The organism is Actinokineospora cianjurensis (assembly GCF_003663795.1).
In the GTDB taxonomy this organism is placed as follows: Bacteria; Actinomycetota; Actinomycetes; order Mycobacteriales; family Pseudonocardiaceae; genus Actinokineospora; species Actinokineospora terrae.
In genome coordinates this window covers 223,351-245,803 of record NZ_RCDD01000002.1, presented here as the reverse complement: position 1 = coordinate 245,803, position 22,453 = coordinate 223,351, and the positions used below count along the sequence as shown (strand labels likewise).

The window sequence follows — 22,453 nt, the reverse complement described above, 5'->3', positions numbered from 1 at the left end:
GTGCTGCAGGGTACTGACCAGCGCCGCTGGCACCATGGAACGATGCTAGAGGAAACCGTGGACAGCGTCATGGGACTATCACTGAGGCAACGTGGCGCGGTGACGGGATGTGCCCGGGGTTGGTTGCGGCGTCGCGGTCACGTGTCGGTGGTGTCGGTGCGCCATCCCCGCACGGTCAGAGTGATCACACGGCAGTGGTGGGCCATCCTCGAAGACAGCCACCTGACTACTGGACTCCAGGATCTGGATACCGCAGTCGTAGAGCTCATCGGCGCAGCGACATCCTCAGACATGGCTGACCTGGGTCGCCGCGTCTTTGGCGCATTGGATCAAGTGGCAGAGGTCTGTCGCCTGGTCGCGACAACGTTCGAGGTGGTGGGGTGGTTTGCCCCGCCCGAACACTTAGCGGGTACGGCGGCGACCGTCGATCGACTAGAAGAGACGATGTATGGATTCGTGCGCGATGTTGTGGATGTGGTGGCGGAGGGGCTGCCGGAACAGCGTTGGCGCGAAGTCCTGAGTTACACAGCGACACGGGACGCTCTGATCGATGAATTGCGGTCGGCGGCCGCCAATATGCCTCAGGAACAGGAACTGCTGCTGGAGACGGCGTTAGGGCTGCCTGGTTCGGTGAGCGATGCCGGTGACGGTCTGACTTCAGCGGCCAGGGTATCTGCTGCTTGGACGCGACAATCCGACGTTCTTGACGGTCGTCTGCGAGTGATGCTGCCGCACCTGCTGGCTTACTCGATGCCACTAACGTTTGAGGTCCGGCTGCACCTGACCGGGCTGCTACTGCGGGAACACCCGTTCCGGGCTCACGTCGCCGCAGTCGCGGCTCGTGATCTGGTCTTGGCTGCATTGGCCGCCGACGCCGACCGCTGTCTAGACGTGATCACCGAGTCTGTTGAACGGCAGAGCGAAATGCACTTCACCCATACTCGGGTCATCAAGGCTATCGCTGCGGTGAATGCGGCTCAATACCTCGAAGACGCCGCTGATCCAGCGGCCAATGTCTACCTAGCGATGATGGAGGGCGATGTTCGACGGGCGGCAGTGACAGTGTTGGCTCTGCTTGGGGAAGAGGTTCCCGAGAAAGCGACGCTACATCCGCTGCGTATCCGGCTAGCTGCCCATCGCGGCAGCATGGCGTGCGCGGTGCTCGTATCGTGCATCGATACCCATCTACGCAATGCTGTCGCCCACTCCCGCATGGAGTGGGATGCCGAGCACCAGTGCATGGTGCTTGATGGCAGGGCGGTCACACCACAAGACTTGATTTATATGACCTTGCAGGCACATAGCACTTGCACTGGGCTGCACGCCGGGATATCGGTAGCGCTCAATCAGGCGGGCAACCCGCACCACTACCGACCGCCACTTAACGACCACTCGGTGTGGGATGGCCGCCTGCTTGAGATCCTTGGCTCGCATGGTATCGAGGCGACCCGCGCGCGCCGGCATGGCCGCACTATCTACATCGACGTACCCCACCTGACCGCTGCCACTCTGCGTGATTACCTCGTCGGAGTATATGAAGCCGACTGGGTTGTGCCGCACATCGACGACTGGGTACTCACCTCACCTGACCGGTTTGATCTGCTGCTCGACGCCACCACTCTCGCCACCGCCCGCAGCCTGGCTGAGTCCGAACACGACGCAAGCCCGTCAGGACATGTGTATGCCATCGAGCCGGTTCTGTACGCGGGCGCCCTGTTCAATCACGGGCTCGCACCTGACAGGATCGTCAGGTCGGTGATCGGGCTGGCTTCGTCCCAGGCGATCGGCGAGCGAGATCGACTGCTGCCGCGGGGGTCTGCCGAGCCTGCGGCCCTAGCCGAGCTTTCTGCGGCGTTACGACACCTTGCCCGTGGCGCCATGGCTGCCGCCTCGCTGCTGCCGGAGCAGGTCCGGGTTTACCTGGATAGCTTCGCCGCCACGCTCTCAGTGTGCCGCGAACGGCTATCTGCCATTCGTGCCGAGCACGAAGTCAGGGAGGCATCGATCCAACTCGACTGGGCTTGGCGATCAAATACTCCGATCGAGAATCCGTGGTTACGGGAATCGTCACAACCGCAATAGTTGGCCAGGCTTGTCAGCGCGTGGCCGATGGTGGTGTGGACATCAGGCGGGGATGCGTTCGTGGACGGCGATAAGGCGGTTGAGGATGGGGGTTGGGCCGGTGGTGTTGTGGAGTAGATGGGTCGTGATGGCGTCGTAGGCGCGGAGGGTGGCGGGGTGCTCGGTGTAGAGACTTGAGGTGTGTAGGGGTAGGTGTAGGACCTTTCCGCAGACGTGGGTGTGCAGGAGGGTGAACGGGCCGGTGGACAGGTCTGTGGTTAGTCGGAGGCTGATGTGCGGGCGGCGGCCTGTAGCGGCGAGGTGGCGGAGCCGGTCGGGGTTGGCGGCTAGGGCGTGGAGGGCAGGGGTGCCCAGGATGATGGTGATCTTGGGTGGGTTGGGGCGGGTGAGGATGGTCTGGGTGGGGACCAGAGGTGACGCGGTGAGGTGGGCGTGGTGGTGTTCGGGGGTGTGGAGGATGTCGGGGAGTGCGGTGGGGGCGTAGTAGGTGATGGCGATGGAGTCGTGTTCTAGGTCGGTCTGGGTGGTGGCGTAGAGGTCGGTGTTGAGGTGGTTTTGCCAGTGGTGAGGGACGCGGTGATGGGTGGCGAGGGCTAGGAGCTGGTCGCGGTCGGCTTTGGATGTGTGGCCGCAGGTGACGAGTAGGTGGACCAGGTCGGGAAGTGGGACGCGGCGTTGGCCGCCGGTGAGGCGGGAGAGTTTGGAGCGGTCCCAGCCGAGGGTGGCGGCGAGGGTGGTGTTGGTGTGGTTGGCGGCTTGCATGATTCGGTGGATTTCACGGCCGAGGATCCAGGTGCGGAGTGTGTTGGCGGGGCTGGGGCCGCGGGGGTTGGTGGGCATGGGGTGGCCTTTGTGGATGGGCGATGGGGCGACGTGGGGTGAGTAGTTGGTCCAGGCGTAGGACGAGGGTGGCGAGGATCTGTTCTACGGCGTCGAGGCGTTCGCCGAGGGTGTTGTCGGGGTCGGTTAGGGGTTCGATGGTGGGGAGTGGGCCGCCGGTGAGGACGGTGGCTAGGTAGATCGGTGGCAGTTCGAGGGCGATGGAGAGGGCTTCTAGGGTTCTGGCGCTGCGGCGGCGTTGGATGGTGTTGTGTTGGATCTCGCGGACGATGGCTTTGGAGACGCAGGCTCGTTTGGCGAGTTCGGCTTGGGTGATGCGCAGGTCACGAAGGCGTTTGGTGATGACCGCGCCTACGGCCTGCCAGTTCCGGTTCACGAGGCGACCGCATGGGGGCGGGGCAACATGTCCTGTAGTTCCGCTGTGATGACGGCGAGGGCTGCGGCGGTGTTGTGTCGGTAAGTGATGGTCAGGGCGTGGGAGGTGGTGGCGCTGGCCATGACGATGCAGTCGGTGGTGTGGGTGACGGTGAGGGACGTACTCGCGCTGGTGAATGCCGCGGTACTGGGTGTTCGGCAGACGGTGGCGAGGCGGGCTATGTCCGTGGGGATGAGAGTGAGGCTGTAGGTGGGGATGGCGGCGGGGTGGATTCGCGCGGTGTGTCGGTCCGGGGCGAGGTCGATGATCGTGGTCGCCTGGGTGCCGTCGAGGAGTTCGCCTTTGAGGCACCAGCGGTGGGCGAAGTGGTCGTAGACCGGCCCGTGCCGCACGATCAACGTCTCGCGTCCGCGCGGGGGCATGGCTAGTCCACGATCACGCAGGCGCGGAGTTCGCGGGCGAGGTCGTGGGCCAGGGTCCACGGGATGAGCGGATCGCCGTAGGGCACCAGGACTAGACCGTCTTCGACCACGCCGCGTTTGCCTGGTCGGTATCGAGGCCCACGGACACCCGCGATCTCGTGGACGTGGGAGCGGAACAGGACGTGACTGCGCCGCAACGCCGGACACAGCCGGGTGGACACGTCTACGCAGGGGCGGCAGATGGGCGGTTCGGTGGCGAACATGTCTTCCGGCCATCCGGACCAGTCGTCGCGGTGGTCGGGGAGTAGCCACAGCACGCCGTCGTCCGTGCGGTCGGCAAGCCCGCCACACACCTGGCACAGCAGGCGACGCATCGCGCGGCGCTGGCGTAGCGGGTGGACCTGCCCGAACAACGGGCGGCCGACCTGCGGGGCCAAGTTGGCCCGAGCCCACAGGACGCCCTGGCTGTCGCGGTCGCCAATGGTCTCGTCTACGTAGGCGATGCCGCGGCCGGAGCGATGACGGGTCACCTTGGACAGAGGTGTGTGCTCGGTGCTCCACTTGGTGACGTGCGGGACGACAAGGTCAGGCATCGAAGCTCCCGAGTTCGTGGAGCGCAAGCCCGCCGTGGAGCAGTAGGGCATGCACCGCCTGGTGGGAGGGGTCCGGCAGGTGGCCGTTCGCACGGTGGACGCGGTCTGCGACGGCGACCAGGAGTGCGGCCGGTTGCGTGGCGAGGGTGGGAGCGAGGGCCAGGATCCGAGAGAGGCCCGGGTGGTGCGTGCCCTTCTCGTAGGCGCGCAAGGTCTGCTCGGGTATCCGTGAGATCTCGGAAAGCTCGCGGAAAGTGGCCCCAGCCGCAGTTCGATACTCCGTTAGAGTGAGTGCAAACGCGAGGCGATAGTCGCGTAGCGCGTTGTTGTGGTGTCGCATCAGGACCTGTTCGGGGGTTGTCAACGGGAACTGATGTGAAGGTATGAACCGGCCGACTTGGTTGCTGCACCCCGATGGCATGATCTTTATGCGCGCCACGCATATAACGGATGTGCCCGGTCTAGAGTGGCGTTGAGTTCACCGCAGTGGGTTGGGAGAGTCGATGTCTGGCCGGTACTGCATGAGGTGCGGCGGCAGGCTGGCGCGGGACACCCGCGTGAGCATGTGCGCGCCTTGTCGGCAGGTCAGCGGCATCGGGACCGACCACGCGCCGGACCTGGGCATGGAGTTCTGGACCACTGACCAGATGCGCGACGCGTTCGCGACGCGGGACATGGGCGTGGTGGTGCGCACCTACCGCTACCACCCGGCGCATGGCCACAAGGCGTTGCCGCAGGAGACGGTGAGTCGGTGGCTTGGCACGGTGACTCAATCGCAGCTCAGTCGCATTGAGTCTGGGCGTAACAAAGTGGACACCTTGGAGAAGTTGGTTCACTACGCTCGGGCGCTCAAGATGCCGTCGGATCTTCTGTGGTTCTCGTTGCCCGAAGAACCCGATGCGATTCCCCTTCCGCGCGCGGATGAGGTGCTGGCGCTGCCAGGTGGGCCGTTGGTCCCGGCCGCGAGTATCAACACTGGTTCGGCGATCGCGGATTCGTTGTTGAAGACGTTGGACCACTACGCCAGCACGGACAATCTTGCGGGGCCGCATTCTCTGATTCAGGTTGCGCCACAGCAGTTGAGGTTCATCGAGGAGCTGTTGCGTAAGGCGCGTGGCAAGGATCGCGTGCAGTTGCTGCGGGTGGGTGCCCGGTACGCGGAGTTCGCGGGGTGGATCTATCAGGACACCGGGACGCTGGCCACGGCGATGCAGGTGTCAGGCGAGGCGTTGGACTTCGCGCAGGAGGCCGAGGACGACGAGTTGGCCTCTTACATCCTCATGCGGCGGAGCAACATCGCGACGGACGCGGGCAGGCATGACCTGGCGTTGAAGTTGGCCAACGCGGCATTGTCGCAGTCCAACCGGCTGTCTGCGCGGTTGCGGGCGCTAGCGCTGCGGCAGCAGGCGCACGTGTACGCGCAGAAGGGCGACGCCGCGGCGTGCGCGCGGGTGTTGGAGGCGGCGTTTCGGCTGGCTGAGCGGCCGGGTGACTCGGAGATGGATCTAGGGCACTACTGCACGCCGGAGTACCTGGAGATGGAAGCGGCCCAGTGCTGGGTGGAGTTGGGGCGTCCGCACGAGGCGATCGACTCGCTCCGGCAGGGGTTGGCTGGGTGGCAGGCGGAGTTTCGGCGTGACCTGGGGCTGTGTCTGGCGCGGTTGGCGATGGCGCACGCGGTCGAGGCCCAGGCCGACCACGCTGTGCAGGTGGCGCGCAGCTCGACCGGGATCGCGATGGAGACACGTTCGCACCGGATCGTGACGCAGTTGCGGCGGATTCCGGCGGCGTTGGAGTCGGCTGGCGCGGACGAAGAGGCGTACCAAGTTCGGCGGCTGGTAAAGTCGTTGGGGTCTTAGAGTCTGCGATTGAGGGTGCGCATGATTACCGCGGCAACGTCCACCGAAGAGGCGCAGCGGGACGCGCGGGTGGCGATTCTCGCGGTGGGGAGTTTCGAGCAGCATGGCGGGCATTTGCCGCTGGCCACGGACACGGTTGTAGCCGAGGTGATAGCGGCGCGACTCGCTGAAGCCTACGACCTGTTCAGGTTGCCGCCAATCACGATGTCCTGTTCTCATGAGCACACGGGATTCGCTGGAACTGTGAGCATCAGGGCCAGCACGTTGATCGCGGTCATCGACGACGTGCGGGCGTCACTCGCCGGACTGGGGATCACTCGGCTGGTGCTGGTGAACGGGCATGGCGGCAACTACGTGCTGTCGAACATCGCCCAGGAGGCGAACGTGGGCGGTCCGTCGGTGGCGCTGTTCCCCGGCAAGCACGATGTCTCCGCTGCTCGGACGGCTGCGAGGATGGAGAGCAGCGCGGAGAAGGACATGCACGGCGGCGAGTGGGAGACGTCGATCCTGCTTCACGCCCACCCCGAGCTGGTGCGCGAGGGCTACGCCGATGCGGACCACGACGCCCCGGTTCGTCCGCACCTGCACCTGACCGGCATGGCGGGCTACACGAAGTCCGGGATCATCGGCTACCCGTCCCGGGCGACAGCCGCAAAGGGTGCCCTGGTGCTCGACTCGTTGACGGAGTCTTTTCGTGAACTCTTGGATGCGTTGAACGATTGAATGCGCGTCGCGCATAGGTCGTATGCGCGATAAGGGAGACCTCGCGCGCATACACATAATGCGCGACATAAGTCCTGCTGTGGTTGGTGGCGCCGTTTACTCGGTTCTACGGGCTGGCGAATACGCCGGTTCGAAACCGAGTAGATGGGCCTTGAACCATGGGACGCTGGGAAGATCTTCAGTGCCGACTCTTCCACCTGGGTTACCTGGGTGAGGAGTTGGAGTATTTCGCGGGCACCAGTCGCGGTGCCTGGCTGTACCGGCAGATCGCGCAGGAAACGGCCCGGGTTGCCGAGATCGCCCGGGCGAATGCGGGCGAGGTTGAGCAGGCGTCGACCTACTACGCGGACAGTGGCCTATGAAGGCCGGGCGCAAGTAGGTGGCGTACTGGCCGTCTCTGGCTTATCCGGCCATCGTGGGCCGCGCCGTGCTGTCGTGGGCTCGGGATGCCCGGGGCTGGGTGCTGCATGTGGCACCGCGCTTGCTGTGGCGCGGGTCGGTGCGGGGCTTGCGGCGGTTGGTCGTGCGCGGGGTGCCGTGGTTGCTGCGGGTGCTGTGGCTCGCGGTGGTCGGCGGCCTGTGGTTGGCCGGGTGCGTGGGGCGCTACCTGCTGGCCTATCGGGAGTACGGGCCGCTGGTGCGGGAGTTGGAGGTTGAAGGGGCTCGTGCGCACCGGGTCAAGCGGGCTCGGGATGCCTGGCGGCGCGCCGCTTACCGCCGGTTGTGGCTGGTCACGGGCTTGATCGCTGGGCTGACAGGTGGCGTGGCCGTGCTGGCGAGGCAGTACGGGACGTGGGCGTCCTGGTCGGCCGGACTGGTGGTGGTCACCGTGCTGGCGCTGGTCGGACGCACGCGGGTGCCAGCGCGGGCAGGCGCTGAGGCTGGGCCGGAACGGGGACCGTTGGAGCCGTTCCCGATCGCGGACGCCCACACCAGAGGCCAGGCGGCGGACTGTGTTGCGCGGGCGGTGGCGGCTGAGGGGATCGAGCTGCGTGGGGTGGAGAGCACCAGGCGGACACCGTGGGGCTGGGAAGCGGCGGTGGTGCTCAAGCGCGGGACTCCGGCTGGTCTGGTGGCCAAGGTGGCGGAGTTGGAAACCACGCTGGACCTGCCGTCGGGTGGGGTTCTAGCCGCGCCGGATCGAGGGCGTCGGGCGCGGGTGGTGTTGCGGTTGGCGGAGCGGGACCCGTTCGCTGGCGTGCCCGTTGCGCCGGATCATGCGCCCGGGTCGTTGTCGATCAAGGACGCGCACGTGGTCGGGTCGCGGATGAGTGGCGATGACCTGCGGTTGTCGCTCTACGGCGTGCACGCGGTGGTGATCGGTGGGCCGGGTGCGGGCAAGTCGCAGACTCTGCGGACGCTGGCCGACGCTGTGTCGGCCTGTGCGGATGCGGTGGTGTGGGACTTGGACCCGGCGGGGAACGGGCTGGAGGTGCTTGGGGGCGGGGTCGCACGCACCGAGCGGGACCAGGCCGGGATAGAGCGGGCGTTGTCCGACGCGGTGGCGATGGCGCAGGTCCGGCCGAAGCTGCTCACGCGGTTGGGCATGGGTGACGCGTGGGACGCCTCTCCGGAGCGTCCGGCGGTGGTGGTGTTCTGCGACGAGTACCCGCGCTTGTCGGATCAGGCGAAAGCACTGGCCATCGACCTGATCCGGATCGGCCGCAAGGCGCGGGTGACGTTGGTGTTGGCGGCGAGTGAGGCCACGTCGGACGCGCTCGGGGCCGCGGTGGCGGAGATCGCGGCGCTGAAGATCATGCACGCGTGCCGTCACGCGGATGTGCGGCTGGTGCTCGGGGCGAACATGATCGCGGAGGGGTGGCGGCCGGACCGGCTCAACCCCGCGACCGGTGAGGCTCCCGAGGATGCCGGGGTCTGCTACGTCCACGCTGCCGGGGCACGAGACCCGATCCTGAACAAGATCCGGCCTGTCCCGGCCGCGCGGGCTCGGCTGAACGGCTCGCACCGTGCTGCTCGGGGGTTGCCGCGCGTCGACGTGGACAGCCTGCCTGTGCCGTTGGTCGAGGTGGACACAGTGGACCGTGCGGCTGTGGTGGATGTGTTGACCGCGTTCGGCACAGATGATCGCTTGTGGACCGACACGCTGTTGTCTCGGCTGGGGACGCTGGATGAGCGGTACCGGGTGTGGACTGCTGAGGATCTGGCGGCGGTGTTGGTGCCGTTGGAGGTGCGGCCAGGTCAGGTGAAGATCGGGAGCCGCAACCGCAACGGGTACCGCCGCACCGCGCTGCGGGACGCGTGGGAGCAGTACAGGGGCGGCCGGTGAGGTCTACCCGGGTAGAGGCAGGTAGACCCCGCCATGGTGGCGCTGACCTGGGCGGTAGGCAGGTAGAGCCCCGAATGCTGACTGTGTCCCGATACGGGCTCACGGTGCGTCGTCCGGGTGAACCTCCTGTGCTCAACGGGAGGGCCTACCGGATTCTGCTTGCGATTCTCGTCGACTACACCAGCATGGGAGATCCGGAGAGGGGGGCCAGCATGAGTGCTAGCCCGTGGTCACGGTTCGACGAGCTGTTCGGGGTCGAGGTCGACGCCGGACCTGTGGACGACGGTGTTGGGGACTTGGCCTTCTATGGCCGGTGCTCCACCGAAGACAACCAGGACCCCGATACCTCCCACGGCTGGCAACGCGGCAACGCCGAGAAGTTCGTCGGACCGCTCGGTGGGCGGCTGGTGGCGGGCTTCTTCGACATCGGCCAGTCCCGATCGGTGCCCTGGGAGCGCAGGGACGAGGCATCGCGATTGCTGGCGGCGTTGAAGGACCCGCGCCGCACCTGGACCGGTGTGGTGGTTGGTGAGGGCACCCGGTGCTGGTTCGGCAACCAGTTCTCGCTGATCGCACCTCGGTTCGAGGCGTACGGGGTGGACCTGTGGGTGCCGGAGCTTGGGGGCAAGTATGACTCGCGGAACCCGTCGCACAAGATGCTGATGAGCGTGTTGGGCGGGATGAGCGAGTCCGAGCGGCAGCACGTCCAGGCGCGGGTCCGAGCGGCGATGGACGCGCAGGTGGTCAACGAGGGCCGCCACCAAGGCGGCCGGGCGCCCTACGGGTATCGGGTGGTGGACGCGGGTCCTCACCCGAACCCGAGGAAGGCAGCCGAGGGGTTCCGGCTGCGGGTGCTGGCGCTGGATGAGTCGGCGGCTGAGGTGGTGGAACGGATCTTCGCCGACTACCTCAACGGCAAGGGCGACCGGGCCATCGCCAACGCCCTCAACCGGGAAGCCATCCCGTGCCCGTCGGCAGCGCGGCCAGAGCAGAACCGGCACCGGATCGCCGATGGCTGGCAGGCGACAACGGTCCGGTCGATTCTGGAGAATCCGCGCTACACCGGTTATGCGTTCTTCGGTCGGTGGACTCGGCGGGAGATGCTGCTCGACCCCGACGATGTGGGTGCTGGGCATGTGGTGCGGTTCAAGCGCGCGGACGCGGACAAGGTGGTGCGCTCTCGGGAGCAGGCGCACCCGGTGATCGTGCCCGTGGAGGTGTTTACCGAGGTGCAGTTGCGCAGGCGCGGCAAGGGCGCAGGCGGACTACGGGCCACCGCTAGGAATGAACGCGCCGAACGCCCGACGAAGCGGACCTACCTGTTCCGGGGGCATCTTCGCTGTGCGGTGTGCACGCGGAAGATGGAAGGCAGCCCGCGCAAGCACGGCATGTACTACCGCTGCCCGGCCCGCACCCTGGCGCCCGGCTCACCGGCGTTGGCCAGTCATCCGCCCACGGTGTACCTGCGTGAGGAGCCGTTGCAGAAGATCGTCAACGAGTGGCTGATGGAAGTCCTGCACCCCGCGCGGGTCGACGCCACCGTACAAGCCCTCCTGGAAGCGCAAGGCACGGCAACCGGTGCGGCCGATCACGAGGCCGCGCGGAAGCGGCTCAGGGACGCCGAGGGGCGGTTGCGGCGCTACCAGGAGGCCATCGGCGCCGGGATCGACCCCGCCGCGCTGGTCGACGCGATGAACCAGGCTCAAGCCGAGAAGTTCGCCGCACAGGCGGAGCTAGGGGAAGCACCAGAGCCGGGCACGGTCAGCGCGGCGGAGATCTACGCCATGATCGACTCACTCGGCGACGTCCAAGCCATGGTGGACAACGCCGACCCGGCCAACCTGGCCGCCCTGTACGACGCGATGGGCCTGGAGATCAGGTACTTCAACGACGAAGCGGCCGTCGAGATGACGGCCGCTCTGCGGGTGAATAGTGTGCGTGTCCGAGGGGGGACTTGAACCCCCACGCCCGTTAAGGGCACTAGCACCTCAAGCTAGCGCGTCTGCCATTCCGCCACCCGGACTCGCGGGGGCTGGCCCCGCGTGGTGTGGGCATACCTTATCCGATGCTGTGGGATGGTCCCAAACCGGGGCTGTCACCGGTGGCGGGGAGTGGTAGGAAGGCGGGGTGAGTGAGCAGAAGAGCGCGTTGGCCGAGTCCCATGACACGTTGGTGGCTGAGGAGGAGGCGGTCGCGCTTACCAGTGAGTTGATTCGGATCGATACGACCAACACCGGGGATCCGGCGACCGTGGTGGGGGAGCGGGCGGCGGCGGAGTACGTGGCCGAGAAGCTCGCTGAGGTGGGGTACGAGACCACCTACGTGGAGTCGGGGGGCAAGGGGCGGGGCAACGTCATCGCGCGGTTGGCGGGGGCGGATCCGTCGCGGGGGGCGTTGTTGGTGCACGGGCACTTGGACGTGGTGCCCGCTGATCCGGCGGAGTGGTCGGTGCACCCGTTCTCGGGGGCGGTGCAGGACGACTACGTGTGGGGTCGTGGCGCGGTCGACATGAAGGACATGCTGGGGATGACCCTGGCGACCGCGCGGCGGTTCAAGCGGGACGGGATCGTGCCGCCGCGGGACCTGATCTTCGCGTTCCTGGCCGACGAGGAGGCCGGGGGCGAGTACGGGGCGCAGTGGCTGGTGGAGAACCGGGCCGACCTGTTCGAGGGGGCGACCGAGGCCATCAGCGAGGTGGGCGGGTTCTCGATCACCGTCAAGGACGGGGTCCGGGCGTACATGATCGAGACCGCCGAGAAGGGCATCGCCTGGCTGCGGCTGCGGGCCAGGGGGCGGGCCGGGCACGGGTCGATGGTGCACGAGGACAACGCCGTCACCAAGCTCACCCAGGCCGTCGCCCGGTTGGGGACGCACAAGTTCCCGGTCGTGCTGACCGACTCGGTGAAGGAGTTCTTCGCCGCGGTCACCGAGCTCACCGGCATGGAGTTCGACGAGGCCGACCTGGACGGGTCGGTGGCCAAGCTCGGCGCCGTCGCGCGCATGGTCGGCGCCACGCTGCGGGACACGGCCAACCCGACCATGCTCAACGCCGGGTACAAGGCCAACGTGATCCCGTCGGTCGCCGAGGCCGTGGTCGACTGCAGGGTGCTGCCGGGGCGGCGGGAGGCGTTCGAGCGGGAACTCGACGAGATCCTCGGCCCGGACATCGAGCGCGAGTACGTCACCAACCTGCCCTCGGTCGAGACCACCTTCGACGGCGCCCTGGTCGACGCCATGACCGCGTCCATCATCGCCGAGGACCCGGGCGCGGTGACGCTGCCGTACATGCTCTCCGGCGGCACCGATGCCAAGTCCTTCCAGTCACTGGGCATCCGCTGCTTCGGCTTCGCACCGTTGCGCCTGCCCGCGGACCTGGACTTCTCGGCGCTGTTCCACGGGGTGGACGAGCGGGTGCCGGTGGACGCGCTGAAGTTCGGCACCCGGGTGCTGGACCGGTTCCTGCGCAGCAGTTGACCCGTGGCCGCGGCGGGTGGCGGTCAGAAGGTCGGGGTGGTGTGCCTGCCCTCCGCCGCCCACCAGGCGCGGAAGTGCGCGTTGCGGGCGCCGTGGTCGTGGTACAGGGTGATGACCTCGGCGGTGATCTCCTCGATGTGCGCGCCCACCAGGGTGTCGGGGCGGTAGACGACCCGCAGGCGCTGGCGGAGGGGGTTGTCGGTCAGCGGGCGCAGGGTGATGCTGCCCGCGACGTCGCGGCCGGTGATGAGGGCGGGGGCGAGGGCGGCCCTGGTGGCCACCAGGTCGTGGGCGGTGGGGGCGAAGAGGACCTCGTGCTGCTGGTCCATGCTCACCCCGAAGCGGTGGCTGGTCTGGCTGAGGTACACCGGCCACTGGCTCATCTGCGGCGGTTCGTCGACCCACGGGTACTCGGCGAGGGTGTCCAGGCGCAGGGTGTGCTCGGCGGCCAGGGGGTGGGTGGGGGAGAGCATGACCAGGACCGGTTCGTCGCGGACGACGACCTGGGCGCGGACGCTGTCGTCGAGGCGGTGGCTGAAGCCGGGCCACTCGTAGACGACCGCCAGGTCCAGCGCGCCGTTGGTGACCATCTCGATGCTGGCGCGCGGGTCGGTCTCCTCGGTGAGCCGCACGCCGGGCACCCACGCCCGGCCCACCAGCCAGCGGCTCAGCGCCAGGTGCACGAACCCGGCGTTGCCGCCCACCCTGGTCGGCGGCGCGGTGCGGTGCCTGGCCTGGGACTCGGCCCGGCTGCGGATGCCCTGCAGGCCGCGCAGCACGGCGCGGGCCTCGGTGAGCACGTTGTGGCCGAACGGGGTGGGGCTCGAGCCCCCCTCGGCGCGGAAGAACAGCTGTCCGCCCAGGCTGTGCTCTATCCGCTGCAACTGGCTGGTCAGCCCGGGTTGGGACAGCCCGAGGACCTTCGAGGCGCGGTTGAGGCTGCCGGACTCGGCGATGGCCACGATCACGCGCAGGTGGCGGATCTCGACCTCCATGTGTTGTCTCCGTCCGCAGGGCAGGGACGCCACCCGCCGAGGTCCGGTCGGCACGGCGCACCCCTGGCAGGAACGGCCGCCTCCGCCAGCGCGCACCCCGCCGCAGGCGCGGGGCGGCGGATTCACCGCTCACCGAAGAAATAGCGGTCGGTCGGACCGCCGGTCCACTATAGGGCCGGTCGCCGCACAATGGTCTATCCCACTTTTACATAGCCGCCTGCTATAGCGGCAGCGGGTCGGTGGCGCGGTATTGCGGTGGCGTGAATGTCAGCCTTGGGTCTGTTTGCACGAAACTTCCCAATAGCTGATCGATCTGGCCGAGCACGTCGAGGTCGAGCGCCACCCCGGCGGCGCCCGCGTTCTCCCGCACCTGCTCCGGCCGCGACGCCCCCACCACCACGGTGGCCACCAGCGGGTTCTGCAGCACCCACGCCAGCGCGAGCTGCGCCATGGTCAGCCCGCACGCGGCGGCGATCCCGCGCAGCGGCTCGATCCGGGTGAGCAGGTCGTGGTGCAGCAGCGGCCAGACCAGCGCGCGCGACAGTTCCCCGCCCGCGGCACGGGAACCGGCCGGGAACACCCCGTCGGCGTAGCGGCCCGCGAGCACGCCCTGGGCCAGCGACACCGCCGCCAACTGCCCGATCCCCAGCCGTTCGCAGGCCGGGATCACCTGCGATTCCGGGACCCGCCACAGCATCGAGTACTGCGGCTGGTTGCCCACCAGCGGGACCCGGTGCCGCTCGGCCAACCCGGCCGCTTCCTGGATCTGGGCCGCGGTCCACTCAGAGGTCGCGACGTAGTGCACCTTCCCCTGCCGCACCAGGTCCGACAGCGCGACGAACGTCTCCTCCAGCGGGGTCTGGTAGTCGAAACGCAGCAGGTGGAACAGGTCGACGTGGTCGGTGTCGAGCCTGCGCAACGACCCGTGCAGGGACGCGAAGAGGCTCTTGCGGCTCAACCCGCCCGGTGCCTGGCCGTTCTCCCGCGGCCAGTGGACCCCCGTGCTGATCACCACGTCGTCGCGTGGCGTTCCCACCAGCCCGCGAGCCAGCGACTCCTCCGCGGCGCCACGCCCCCAGGCCGCGGCCGTGTTGAACAGCGTCACCCCCTCCCGCACCGCGGTGCGCACGCACTCCTGCGCGACGTCGCGGGTGTCGTGGGTGAGCCAGTTGCCGAACCCGATCTCGCTCACCACCAGGCCGCTGGCCCCCAGGTTCCGGTACCGCACGGCGTCATCGCCCCCCGTTCGGCGCGGCGGAACGCACCGATGGCAACCCCGCCACCGTCTCGCGCAGCCATCCGTCGGGGTCCGCCGCCTTGCGCGCGTACGCGTCGCCCGCGTCGGCGTGCGGCAGGATCAGCAACGCCTCCTCGGCCATCGCCGCGACCACCGCCTCGGCCACCTCGTCCGGTTCGATCAACGGACCCATGGCCACCACCGCGTTCGCCGCCGGGTGGTTCGCGCGCACACCGTCGACCAGGAATGGCGTGCGCACACCGAGTGGGCACAACGCGCTGACCCGGATCCCGCGCGTGCGGTAGGTCACCGCCAGCCACTCCGCCAGCGCCACCGCCGCGTGCTTGGTGACCGAGTAGGGCGCGTCACCCGGCAGGGTCAGCAAACCCGCGCTGGATGCCGTGATCACCAGGTAGCCGTCGCGGGCGGCCAGCATCGTCGGCAACGCGGCCTGCGCGGCGTAGACGTGCTGCAGGACGTTGAGGTCGAACGAACGCCGCCAGTGCTCGTCGGAGGCGTGCACGCCGGTGCCGAACGCCACACCCGCGTTGCTGCAGAACACATCCAGCCGTCCGTACTCGGTCAGCGCCACCTCGACCAGTGCGCGCAGGTCGGAGCGCGACGCGGCGTCGGCGCGTCTGGCGACCGCCCGCCCACCCGCGGCGGTGATCGCCGCGGCCACGGCGTTCGCGGCCCGGCCGTCGACGTCGGACACCACGATCCCGCGCGCGCCCGCCGCGGCGAACCGGGCGGCCATCGCCGCGCCCATCCCGTGGCCCGCACCGGTGAGCACGGCCACCCGGCCGGTCAACTCCATGGTTGTCCCCCCTCGCGCCGCACCTGCGGCGATGTCGGGTCCGCCGGGCGCGAAAGCCGCCGCGGAATGCGTTCCGATCGATCGACGCTAACACGGTCCCGAGGGCCGGGTCGGGCCGCTGAAATCTCGCTCAAGCGGCACTCAAACCCATTCTTGGAATCTGGCGGCCCCGGCCGGGCGCGGGCATTGTCGGCCGAGGAGCCGAGGGAGCGTTCACATTTCCCGAATTGGCAACGGGTCGGGTCGTGCCCGACCGGAGAATCAGGAGGAACGATGTCCCAGGCGCAGGTCGGTGCCCGGTGGCGCGTGCTGGGCCGCGGCCCGCTCGGCCTGCCCGACCCCAGGCTGGCCGCCGCGGTGAGCCGTGGCGGTGGGCTGGGGGTCCTCGAACTCGGTGCCGACGCGGCCGCCGTCCTGGCCCGCGCGGGGGCGCTGACCGACCGGGTCGGCGCCTGGGTGGGCGCCGACTGCCCGTTGACCCCGGCCGACCTGGCCGCGCACGGCGTGGAACTGGCCCTGCTCGGGCCGGACGCGCCGATCCGCGGGACCGCCGCACACCTGCCGTGCCTGGTCGAGGTCACCGGGGTCGAGCAGGCCCGGGCCGCCCTCGACGCGGGCGCGCTGGGGGTCGTCGCCGTCGGCAGCGAGGCAGCGGGGGCGGTCGGCGAGCTGTCCTCGTTCGTGCTGCTGCAACGGCTCCTGCGGCTCGGCGCCCCGGTCTGGGTGCGCGGCGGCATCGGCCCGCACACCGCGCTCGGCGCCGTCGCCGCGGGCGCGGCCGGTGTCGTGCTCGACAGCCAACTCGGCCTGTTCCCCGAGTCCGACCTGCCCGCCGCGCTGCGGTCCCGGCTGGCCGCCGCCGACGGCACCGACACCGGGCCCCACGCGGGGCGGCGACTCCTGCGCGGCACGGACCTGCCGCTCGGCGAGGACGCGCACCTGGCCGCGACGGTGGCACGGCGCTACCCGTCCGCGACAGCGCTGGTCCGGGCCATGGTCGACGCCGAGGCGGGTGCCGATCCCCGACCCCAGGGCGCGCCGGTGCGCCGCACCCTCGGCGTGCGGCACGCCATCGCCCAGGGCCCGATGACCCGGGTCAGCGACCAGCCGGGTTTCGCGCTGGCCGTGGCCGAGCAGGGTGCCATGCCGTACGTGGCGGTGGCCCTCGCGGACGGCCCCCGCACCGAGGACATGCTGCGCCGCACCGCCGACCTGCTCGGTGACCGCCCGTGGGGCGCGGGCATCCTCGGCTTCGTCCCCGACGACCTGCGCGCCGCGCAACTGGCGGCGATCCGCGCCGTGCGCCCCCGCAGCGTCCTCATCGCGGGCGGGACCCCGGCGCAGGCCGCCGCCCTGGAGGCCGAGGGCGTGGCGACCTACCTGCACGTGCCGTCGCCGACCCTGCTCGCCCAGTACCTCGACCAGGGTGCCCGCCGGTTCGTCTTCGAGGGCGCCGAGTGCGGCGGCCACATCGGTCCGCGCACCAGCTTCTCCCTGTGGGAGGCCCAGTTGGGCGTGCTCGCCGAGCGGCCCGACGTCGACGGCGTGCAGGTCCTGTTCGCCGGCGGCGTGCACGACGAGGTGTCCGCGGCGGCCGTCGCGGCGATGGCGGCACCGCAAGCCGGGCGCGGCGTCGGGGTCGGGGTGGTGATGGGCACGGCGTACCTGTTCACCGAGGAGGCCGTGCGGCACGGTGCGATCACCGACCGGTACCAGCGCGAGGTCATGTCCGCCGTGCGCACCGTCACCGTCCGCACCGCGCCCGGCCACGAGACCCGGTGCCTGCCCACGCCGTTCGTCACCCAGTTCGAGGCCGCCGCCGAGGACCTCACCGCGCGCGGCGTCGTGGCCCGCGACCGCTGGCGGGCGTTGGAGGCGCTCAACGTCGGCAGGCTGCGGGTGGCCAGCAAGGGGCTGCGCCGCGAGGGCCCCGACCTGGTGGCCGTCGACGAGGACGGTCAGTTCGCCGACGGCATGTACATGGTCGGCCAGGCCGCCGTGCTGCGCGGCGAGCGCACCGACATCGCGACCCTGCACCACGCGGTCACCGACGGCGCCGCGGCGTTGTCGCGCGGCCGCCGCCCGGCTGGCACCGCGCCCCGGGTCCGGCCCGCACCGGTCGACGTGGCGATCGTGGGCATGGCCTGCGTGTTCCCCGGCTCCGCCGACCTCGACGGGTTCTGGTCCGGCATCCTGCGCGGCCGCGACGAGGTCACCGAGGTGCCCCCGGGGCGTTGGGACCCGTCGGTGTTCTTCCGCGCGGGCGGTGGCGGAGCGGGCACCACACCGTCGAAGTGGGGCGGGTTCCTGCCCGAGGTCGGGTTCGACCCGGTGTCCTTCGGCATCCCGCCCGCGTCGATGGGCAGCATCGACCCGGCGCAGTTGCTCTCGCTGGAGGTGGCCAGGCGGGCGCTGGCCGACGCGGGCTACCTCGACCGGGGGTTCGACCGCGAGCGGACCGGGGTGATCTTCGGCGCCGAGGCGGGCGGTGACCTGGCGAACGCGACCGTCGTGCGCTCGCTGCTGCCGTCGTGGCTCGGTGAGGTGCCCGAGGAGTTGCTGGACCTGTTGCCGAGCCTGACCGAGGACTCGTTCCCCGGCACCCTCACCAACGTCATCTCCGGTCGGGTCGCCAACCGGCTCGACCTCGGCGGCGCCAACTTCACCGTCGACGCCGCCTGCGCGTCGTCGCTGGCCGCGCTGGACCTGGCCTGCCGCGACCTCGCGCACGGCGGCGCCGACATGGTGTTGTGCGGCGCGGTCGACCTGCACAACGGCATCAACGACTACCTGATGTTCGCCTCGGCGGGCGCGCTCTCGCCGACCGGCCGGTGCAGGCCCTTCGCCCGCGACGGCGACGGGATCGCCCTCGGCGAGGGGGTGGCCTGCGTGGCCCTCAAACGCCTCGCCGACGCCGAACGCGACGGTGACCGGGTGTACGCGGTGGTGCGCGGCGTCGGCGCCTCCAGCGACGGCCGGTCGCTCGGCCTCACCGCCCCCCGCCCCGAGGGCCAGCGGCGCGCGCTCGAGCGCGCCTACGCGGCCGCCGGGATCTCCCCGTCCGCCGTGGGGATGGTCGAGGCGCACGGCACCGGGACGGTCGTCGGCGACAGCACCGAACTGGCCAGCCTCACCGAGTTCTTCACCGCGGCGGGCGCCCGAGCGGGCAGTTGCGCGCTCGGGTCGGTCAAGAGCCAGGTCGGGCACACCAAGTGCGCCGCCGGTCTCGCGGGGGTGATCAAGGCCGCGTTGTCGCTGTGGCACGGCGTCCTGCCGCCCACGCTGCACCTGTCCGAGCCGATCGCCGCGTGGGGCCCGGGGAGCCCCTTCACCTTCGGCACCACCGCGCGGCCGTGGCTCACGCCCCGCGGCGAGCGGGTGGCCGGGGTCAGCGCGTTCGGGTTCGGCGGCACGAACTTCCACGCCGTGCTGACCACCGGCCCCGGCGCGCCCCTGGGACGGCACACGCTGCGCGACTGGGACGCCGAGCTGTTCCTGCTGCGCTCCACCGACGCGGTCCGGGACCTGCTCGCGGCCGCCCACGGCGGGGACACGCTGGTCGCCCTCGCTGCCGACGTCTCGGGTTGGCCCGACGCGGGTCCTGTCCGGCACGCCGTCGTCGCGCGCGATCACGACGAACTCGCCGACGCGCTGCGCGCGGCCCTCGACGGCACGGCACACCGGGCGCTGTTCACCGCCGATCCGGACGTGGACCCCGGCAAGATCGCGTTCCTCGTCCCCGGCCAGGGCAGCCAGCGCACCGGCATGCTCGCCGACCTGTTCGTCACCTTCCCCGACCTGCGCTCTGGCCTGGACTCCGCGGTCGCCGCCGCGGTGTTCCCACCCGCCGCGTTCCACCCCGACACGGTGGTGGCCGACGATGCGGCGTTGCGCGACACCCGGGTGGCGCAACCGGCCCTGGGCATGGCGGCCGTCGCCGTGGCGGACCTGCTCGACCGCGTCGGCGTGCGGCCGGACCTGTTGGGCGGCCACAGCTACGGCGAACTGCCCGCACTGGCACTGGCCGGGGCGTTCGACCGCGTGACGCTGGCGCGGCTCAGCGCCTGCCGGGCCGACGCGATCATGACCGCGGCCGGGGATGATCCCGGCGCGATGGCGGCGGTGCGCGCGGACGCCGACCGGGTCGCGGGTCTGCTCGGCGACACCGACGTGGTCGTCGCCAACCACAACGCGCCCGAGCAGGTCGTGCTCTCCGGGCCGACCGACCAGGTGCTCGCCGCGGTGGACCGGCTGCGCGCCGCCGGGGTGTCGGCCAAGCGCGTCCCGGTCGCCTGCGCCTTCCACAGCGCCGTCGTCGCACCCGCGGCCCAACTGTTCGCCACCGCACTGGCGGCGGAGGACATCCGGCCACCCCGGCTCCCGGTGTACGCCAACCGGACCGCCACCGCCTACACGTCCACATCGGACGTCCGGGCGGAACTGGCCGCCCAGGTCGCCGCCCCGGTCCGCTTCGTCGACCAGATCCGCGCCATGTACGCCGCGGGTGCCAGGACCTTCGTCGAGATCGGCCCCGGATCGGTCCTCACCGGCCTCGTCGACGCGATCCTCGGCCCCGACCCCGCGGGCGCCGGTGGGCGGTCGCACACCGCTGTGGCGTGCGACCCCGGGGCGCCAGGGGTGCGCGGCGTGCTCACCGCCCTCGCGCGACTGGCCGTCGTCGGGGTGCCGGTCGACACCGACTGGCTGGTGCGCGGGCGGGCCGGGACCCGGTCGGCTGCCGCGCCGTGGACGGTCGACGGGCAGTTGGTCCGGCTGGCCGACGGCACCATCCCCCGCGGGGCGCTGGTCCCCGCCAGACGAATCACGAGGTCCTCCATGTCACCGCACCCGTCGGGCCCGCCGCAGACCGCGCGCGACGAGGTCGTCTCCGCGTTCCTGCGGACCAACCGCGAGATCGTCGCCGCCCAGCGCGACGTGCTGCTCGGCTACCTCGGGCACGCCGCAGCGGCGCCCGTCCCGGTCGTCGCCCCCGCCGCCCCCGAGCCGGTCGTGGTGCTGATGCCGGTGGTCGACGAACCGGAACCCCCGGCCGAGGTGCCGGTCGACCAGCCGACCGACGTGCTGGCCGCCGTGGTCGAGGTGATCAGCACCCGCACCGGCTACCCGCCGGAGATGATCGACGGCGACCTCGACCTGGAGGCCGACCTGTCCATCGACTCCATCAAGCGCACCGAGATCGCCGGGACCCTGATCGCGCGGCTCGGGGTCAGCGCCGAGGGCACCGTCCACGACGAACTGCACCGCAGGCGCAGCGCCCGGGGCATGGCCGACTGGTTGCGGGAACGCCTGGGCGTCGGCACCGGTCCCGAGCCGGTCCCGACCGGCGGTGTCGCGGGCACGCGGCCGCGGCGGTTCCTGGCGCGGACCGTCCCCGCGGCACCGGTCGGCGGGGTCCCGGACCTCACCGGCAGGCTGGTCCGCGTGGCGCACGACCCGGCGGGCACCGCGCACGCGGACGCCGTGCTGGCCATGGTGACCGGCCACGGCGCCGACGGTGCCGGAGCGGGCGAACCCGCCGACACCCTGGTCCTGCTCACCCCGCTCACCCCCGCCGAGGAACCGGTCGCGCCCCAGGTGTTCTCCGCCGTGCGCGACGCGGTGGCCACCGGGGTGAGCACCGTCCTGGTCGTGTCCCCGCACGAGGACGGCCAGGCACCCGCGCACGCGGCCGGGCTGCGCGGCCTGGTCCGCGCGGTGTGCCAGGAACACCCGGAGCGGCTGGTCCGGCTGGTCGAGATCGCGCCGGACACCACACCCGCCGCGCTCGCGGACGCCCTCGCCGTCGAACTGTCCGATGACGCCGAACTGCCCGTCGTCCGGTACGCCCGCGGTGACCGGCTCGGCTTCGACGTCGTGCCCGCGGAACTGACCGGGGGCGGCGCGCTCGGCTTCGACCGGGACTCTGTCGTCCTGGTCATCGGCGGCGCCAGGGGGATCACCGCCTGGTGCAGCGCGGCGCTGGCCGCCGCCTCGGGGTGCCACCTGGAACTCGCGGGTCGCACACCGTGGCCCCCGGAGTCGGCGCCGCCGCCGGAGTTCGCGAACCTGGACGAGACAGGGCTCAGGGCCGCGCTCGCCGCCGACGGCCGGTCACTCGCCGACGTCGACCGCACAGCCCGGCTCCTGCTGGCACAGCGGGAGATCTCCTCGACCGTCGCCCAGGTCCGCGCGGCGGGCGGCCGGGTGGAGTACCGGCAGGTCGACGTGCGCGACGGCGCGGCGGTGCGCAGCCTGGTCAAGGATGTCCACACCAGGCACGGCAGGCTCGACGGCGTCGTCCACGCCGCCGGGGTCCTCGACGACCGGCTCATGCTCGAGAAGGACGACGCCTCGTTCCAGCGCGTGTTCGCCACCAAGGTCGACGGGGCGCGGGCCCTGCTCGACGGGCTGGCCGGGGCCGGGATCCGACCGGCGGTCACCGTGTTGTTCGGCAGCGTGGCAGGCGTGTTCGGCAACCGCGGCCAGGTCGACTACGCCGCCGCCAACGACGCGCTGGAGACCCTCGGCACCGCGTTCGCCACCGACACCGGGTGCCGGGTCCTGACCGTCCACTGGGGACCGTGGGCGCCGGTCGGCGAGCACGGCGGCATGGTGTCGGGCGAACTGGCCCGCGACCTCGACCGGCGCGGCATCGGCCTGATCGACCCGGACGCGGCCACCGACTGCCTGCTGCGCGAACTCGCCGACGGCGGCTCCCGCGCGGTCGTGTACACGGCGTGGGTGTGAC

At 70.5% G+C, this 22,453-nt stretch carries 16 protein-coding genes and 1 tRNA gene; 8 read left to right on the top strand and 9 right to left on the bottom strand.

The features are described 5' to 3' along the window. The first annotated feature begins 42 nt into the window (after positions 1–42). Entirely contained in the window at positions 43–2,082 is a 2,040-nt protein-coding gene (locus CLV68_RS15790; RefSeq protein WP_147460013.1) for a hypothetical protein, read from the top strand. 42 nt (positions 2,083–2,124) lie between these two features. Here CLV68_RS15790 and CLV68_RS15785 read toward each other — a convergent pair whose 3' ends face one another. Genes CLV68_RS15785 through CLV68_RS15765 form a run of 5 tightly spaced genes read right to left on the bottom strand, consistent with a single transcriptional unit; the run spans position 2,125 to position 4,752 of the window. Then, a complete protein-coding gene (locus tag CLV68_RS15785) occupies positions 2,125–2,844 on the bottom strand; it encodes a Scr1 family TA system antitoxin-like transcriptional regulator (RefSeq protein WP_121391438.1) in 720 nt (239 codons plus the stop codon). Positions 2,845–2,857: 13 nt separating this feature from the next. Beyond that, a complete protein-coding gene (locus CLV68_RS15780; protein WP_211346563.1) occupies positions 2,858–3,298 on the bottom strand; it encodes a helix-turn-helix domain-containing protein in 441 nt (146 codons plus the stop codon). Continuing rightward, a complete protein-coding gene (locus tag CLV68_RS15775; RefSeq protein ID WP_121391436.1) occupies positions 3,295–3,720 on the bottom strand; it encodes a hypothetical protein in 426 nt (141 codons plus the stop codon). The genes CLV68_RS15780 and CLV68_RS15775 overlap by 4 nt, the downstream gene beginning before the upstream one ends. A gap of 2 nt (positions 3,721–3,722) precedes the next feature. Next, complete coding sequence (locus CLV68_RS15770) at positions 3,723–4,313, bottom strand: hypothetical protein (protein WP_121391434.1); 591 nt, start codon at positions 4,311–4,313, stop codon at positions 3,723–3,725. Continuing rightward, on the bottom strand, positions 4,306–4,752 hold the full coding sequence (locus tag CLV68_RS15765) for a helix-turn-helix domain-containing protein (RefSeq protein ID WP_121391432.1): 447 nt from the start codon (positions 4,750–4,752) through the stop codon (positions 4,306–4,308). Before CLV68_RS15765 ends, CLV68_RS15770 begins: the two co-directional genes overlap by 8 nt. Positions 4,753–4,876: 124 nt before the next feature. On the opposite strand from CLV68_RS15765, the gene CLV68_RS15760 reads away from it, so the two are divergent. From CLV68_RS15760 to CLV68_RS15740, 5 genes are all read left to right on the top strand, one after another. Next, a complete protein-coding gene (locus tag CLV68_RS15760; protein ID WP_483902890.1) occupies positions 4,877–6,172 on the top strand; it encodes a helix-turn-helix domain-containing protein in 1,296 nt (431 codons plus the stop codon). A 15-nt stretch (positions 6,173–6,187) separates the two neighbouring features. Further along, entirely contained in the window at positions 6,188–6,895 is a 708-nt protein-coding gene (locus CLV68_RS15755; RefSeq protein ID WP_121391428.1) for a creatininase family protein, read from the top strand. 158 nt (positions 6,896–7,053) lie between these two features. After that, positions 7,054–7,257 (top strand): hypothetical protein, encoded by a 204-nt coding sequence (locus tag CLV68_RS15750; RefSeq protein ID WP_121391427.1) that lies wholly within the window; start codon positions 7,054–7,056, stop codon positions 7,255–7,257. A gap of 107 nt (positions 7,258–7,364) precedes the next feature. Beyond that, positions 7,365–9,182, top strand: coding sequence for a DUF3631 domain-containing protein (locus CLV68_RS15745; RefSeq protein WP_121391424.1), 1,818 nt, complete (start codon positions 7,365–7,367; stop codon positions 9,180–9,182). 212 nt (positions 9,183–9,394) lie between these two features. Then, the gene (locus tag CLV68_RS15740) at positions 9,395–11,140 is read left to right on the top strand and encodes a recombinase family protein (protein WP_246009894.1); all 1,746 of its coding nucleotides are present in this window, start codon (positions 9,395–9,397) and stop codon (positions 11,138–11,140) included. Here CLV68_RS15740 and CLV68_RS15735 read toward each other — a convergent pair. Next, a tRNA-Leu gene (locus CLV68_RS15735) sits at positions 11,122–11,205 on the bottom strand. The two genes, CLV68_RS15740 and CLV68_RS15735, sit on opposite strands and share 19 nt — an antisense overlap. Before the next feature lie 104 nt (positions 11,206–11,309). Between CLV68_RS15735 and CLV68_RS15730 the strand changes: the two genes are divergently transcribed. Then, complete coding sequence (locus CLV68_RS15730) at positions 11,310–12,656, top strand: M20/M25/M40 family metallo-hydrolase (protein ID WP_246009893.1); 1,347 nt, start codon at positions 11,310–11,312, stop codon at positions 12,654–12,656. Between the two features lie 23 nt (positions 12,657–12,679). On the opposite strand, the gene CLV68_RS15725 is transcribed toward CLV68_RS15730, so the two are convergent. The 3 genes from CLV68_RS15725 to CLV68_RS15715 all read right to left on the bottom strand — a co-directional run bounded on the left by CLV68_RS15725 (position 12,680) and on the right by CLV68_RS15715 (position 15,705). Next, positions 12,680–13,651, bottom strand: a complete 972-nt coding sequence (locus CLV68_RS15725) for a LysR family transcriptional regulator (protein ID WP_121391423.1) — start codon at positions 13,649–13,651, stop codon at positions 12,680–12,682. 220 nt (positions 13,652–13,871) lie between these two features. Next, complete coding sequence (locus tag CLV68_RS15720; protein ID WP_121391421.1) at positions 13,872–14,879, bottom strand: aldo/keto reductase; 1,008 nt, start codon at positions 14,877–14,879, stop codon at positions 13,872–13,874. A 4-nt stretch (positions 14,880–14,883) separates the two neighbouring features. After that, positions 14,884–15,705 (bottom strand): SDR family oxidoreductase, encoded by an 822-nt coding sequence (locus CLV68_RS15715; protein WP_121391419.1) that lies wholly within the window; start codon positions 15,703–15,705, stop codon positions 14,884–14,886. 273 nt (positions 15,706–15,978) lie between these two features. Here CLV68_RS15715 and CLV68_RS15710 point away from each other — a divergent pair, with 273 nt between their 5' ends. Further along, positions 15,979–22,452: a type I polyketide synthase gene (locus CLV68_RS15710; RefSeq protein WP_121391417.1), complete on the top strand. Its 6,474-nt coding sequence runs from the start codon at positions 15,979–15,981 to the stop codon at positions 22,450–22,452. Position 22,453 lies beyond the last annotated feature (1 nt).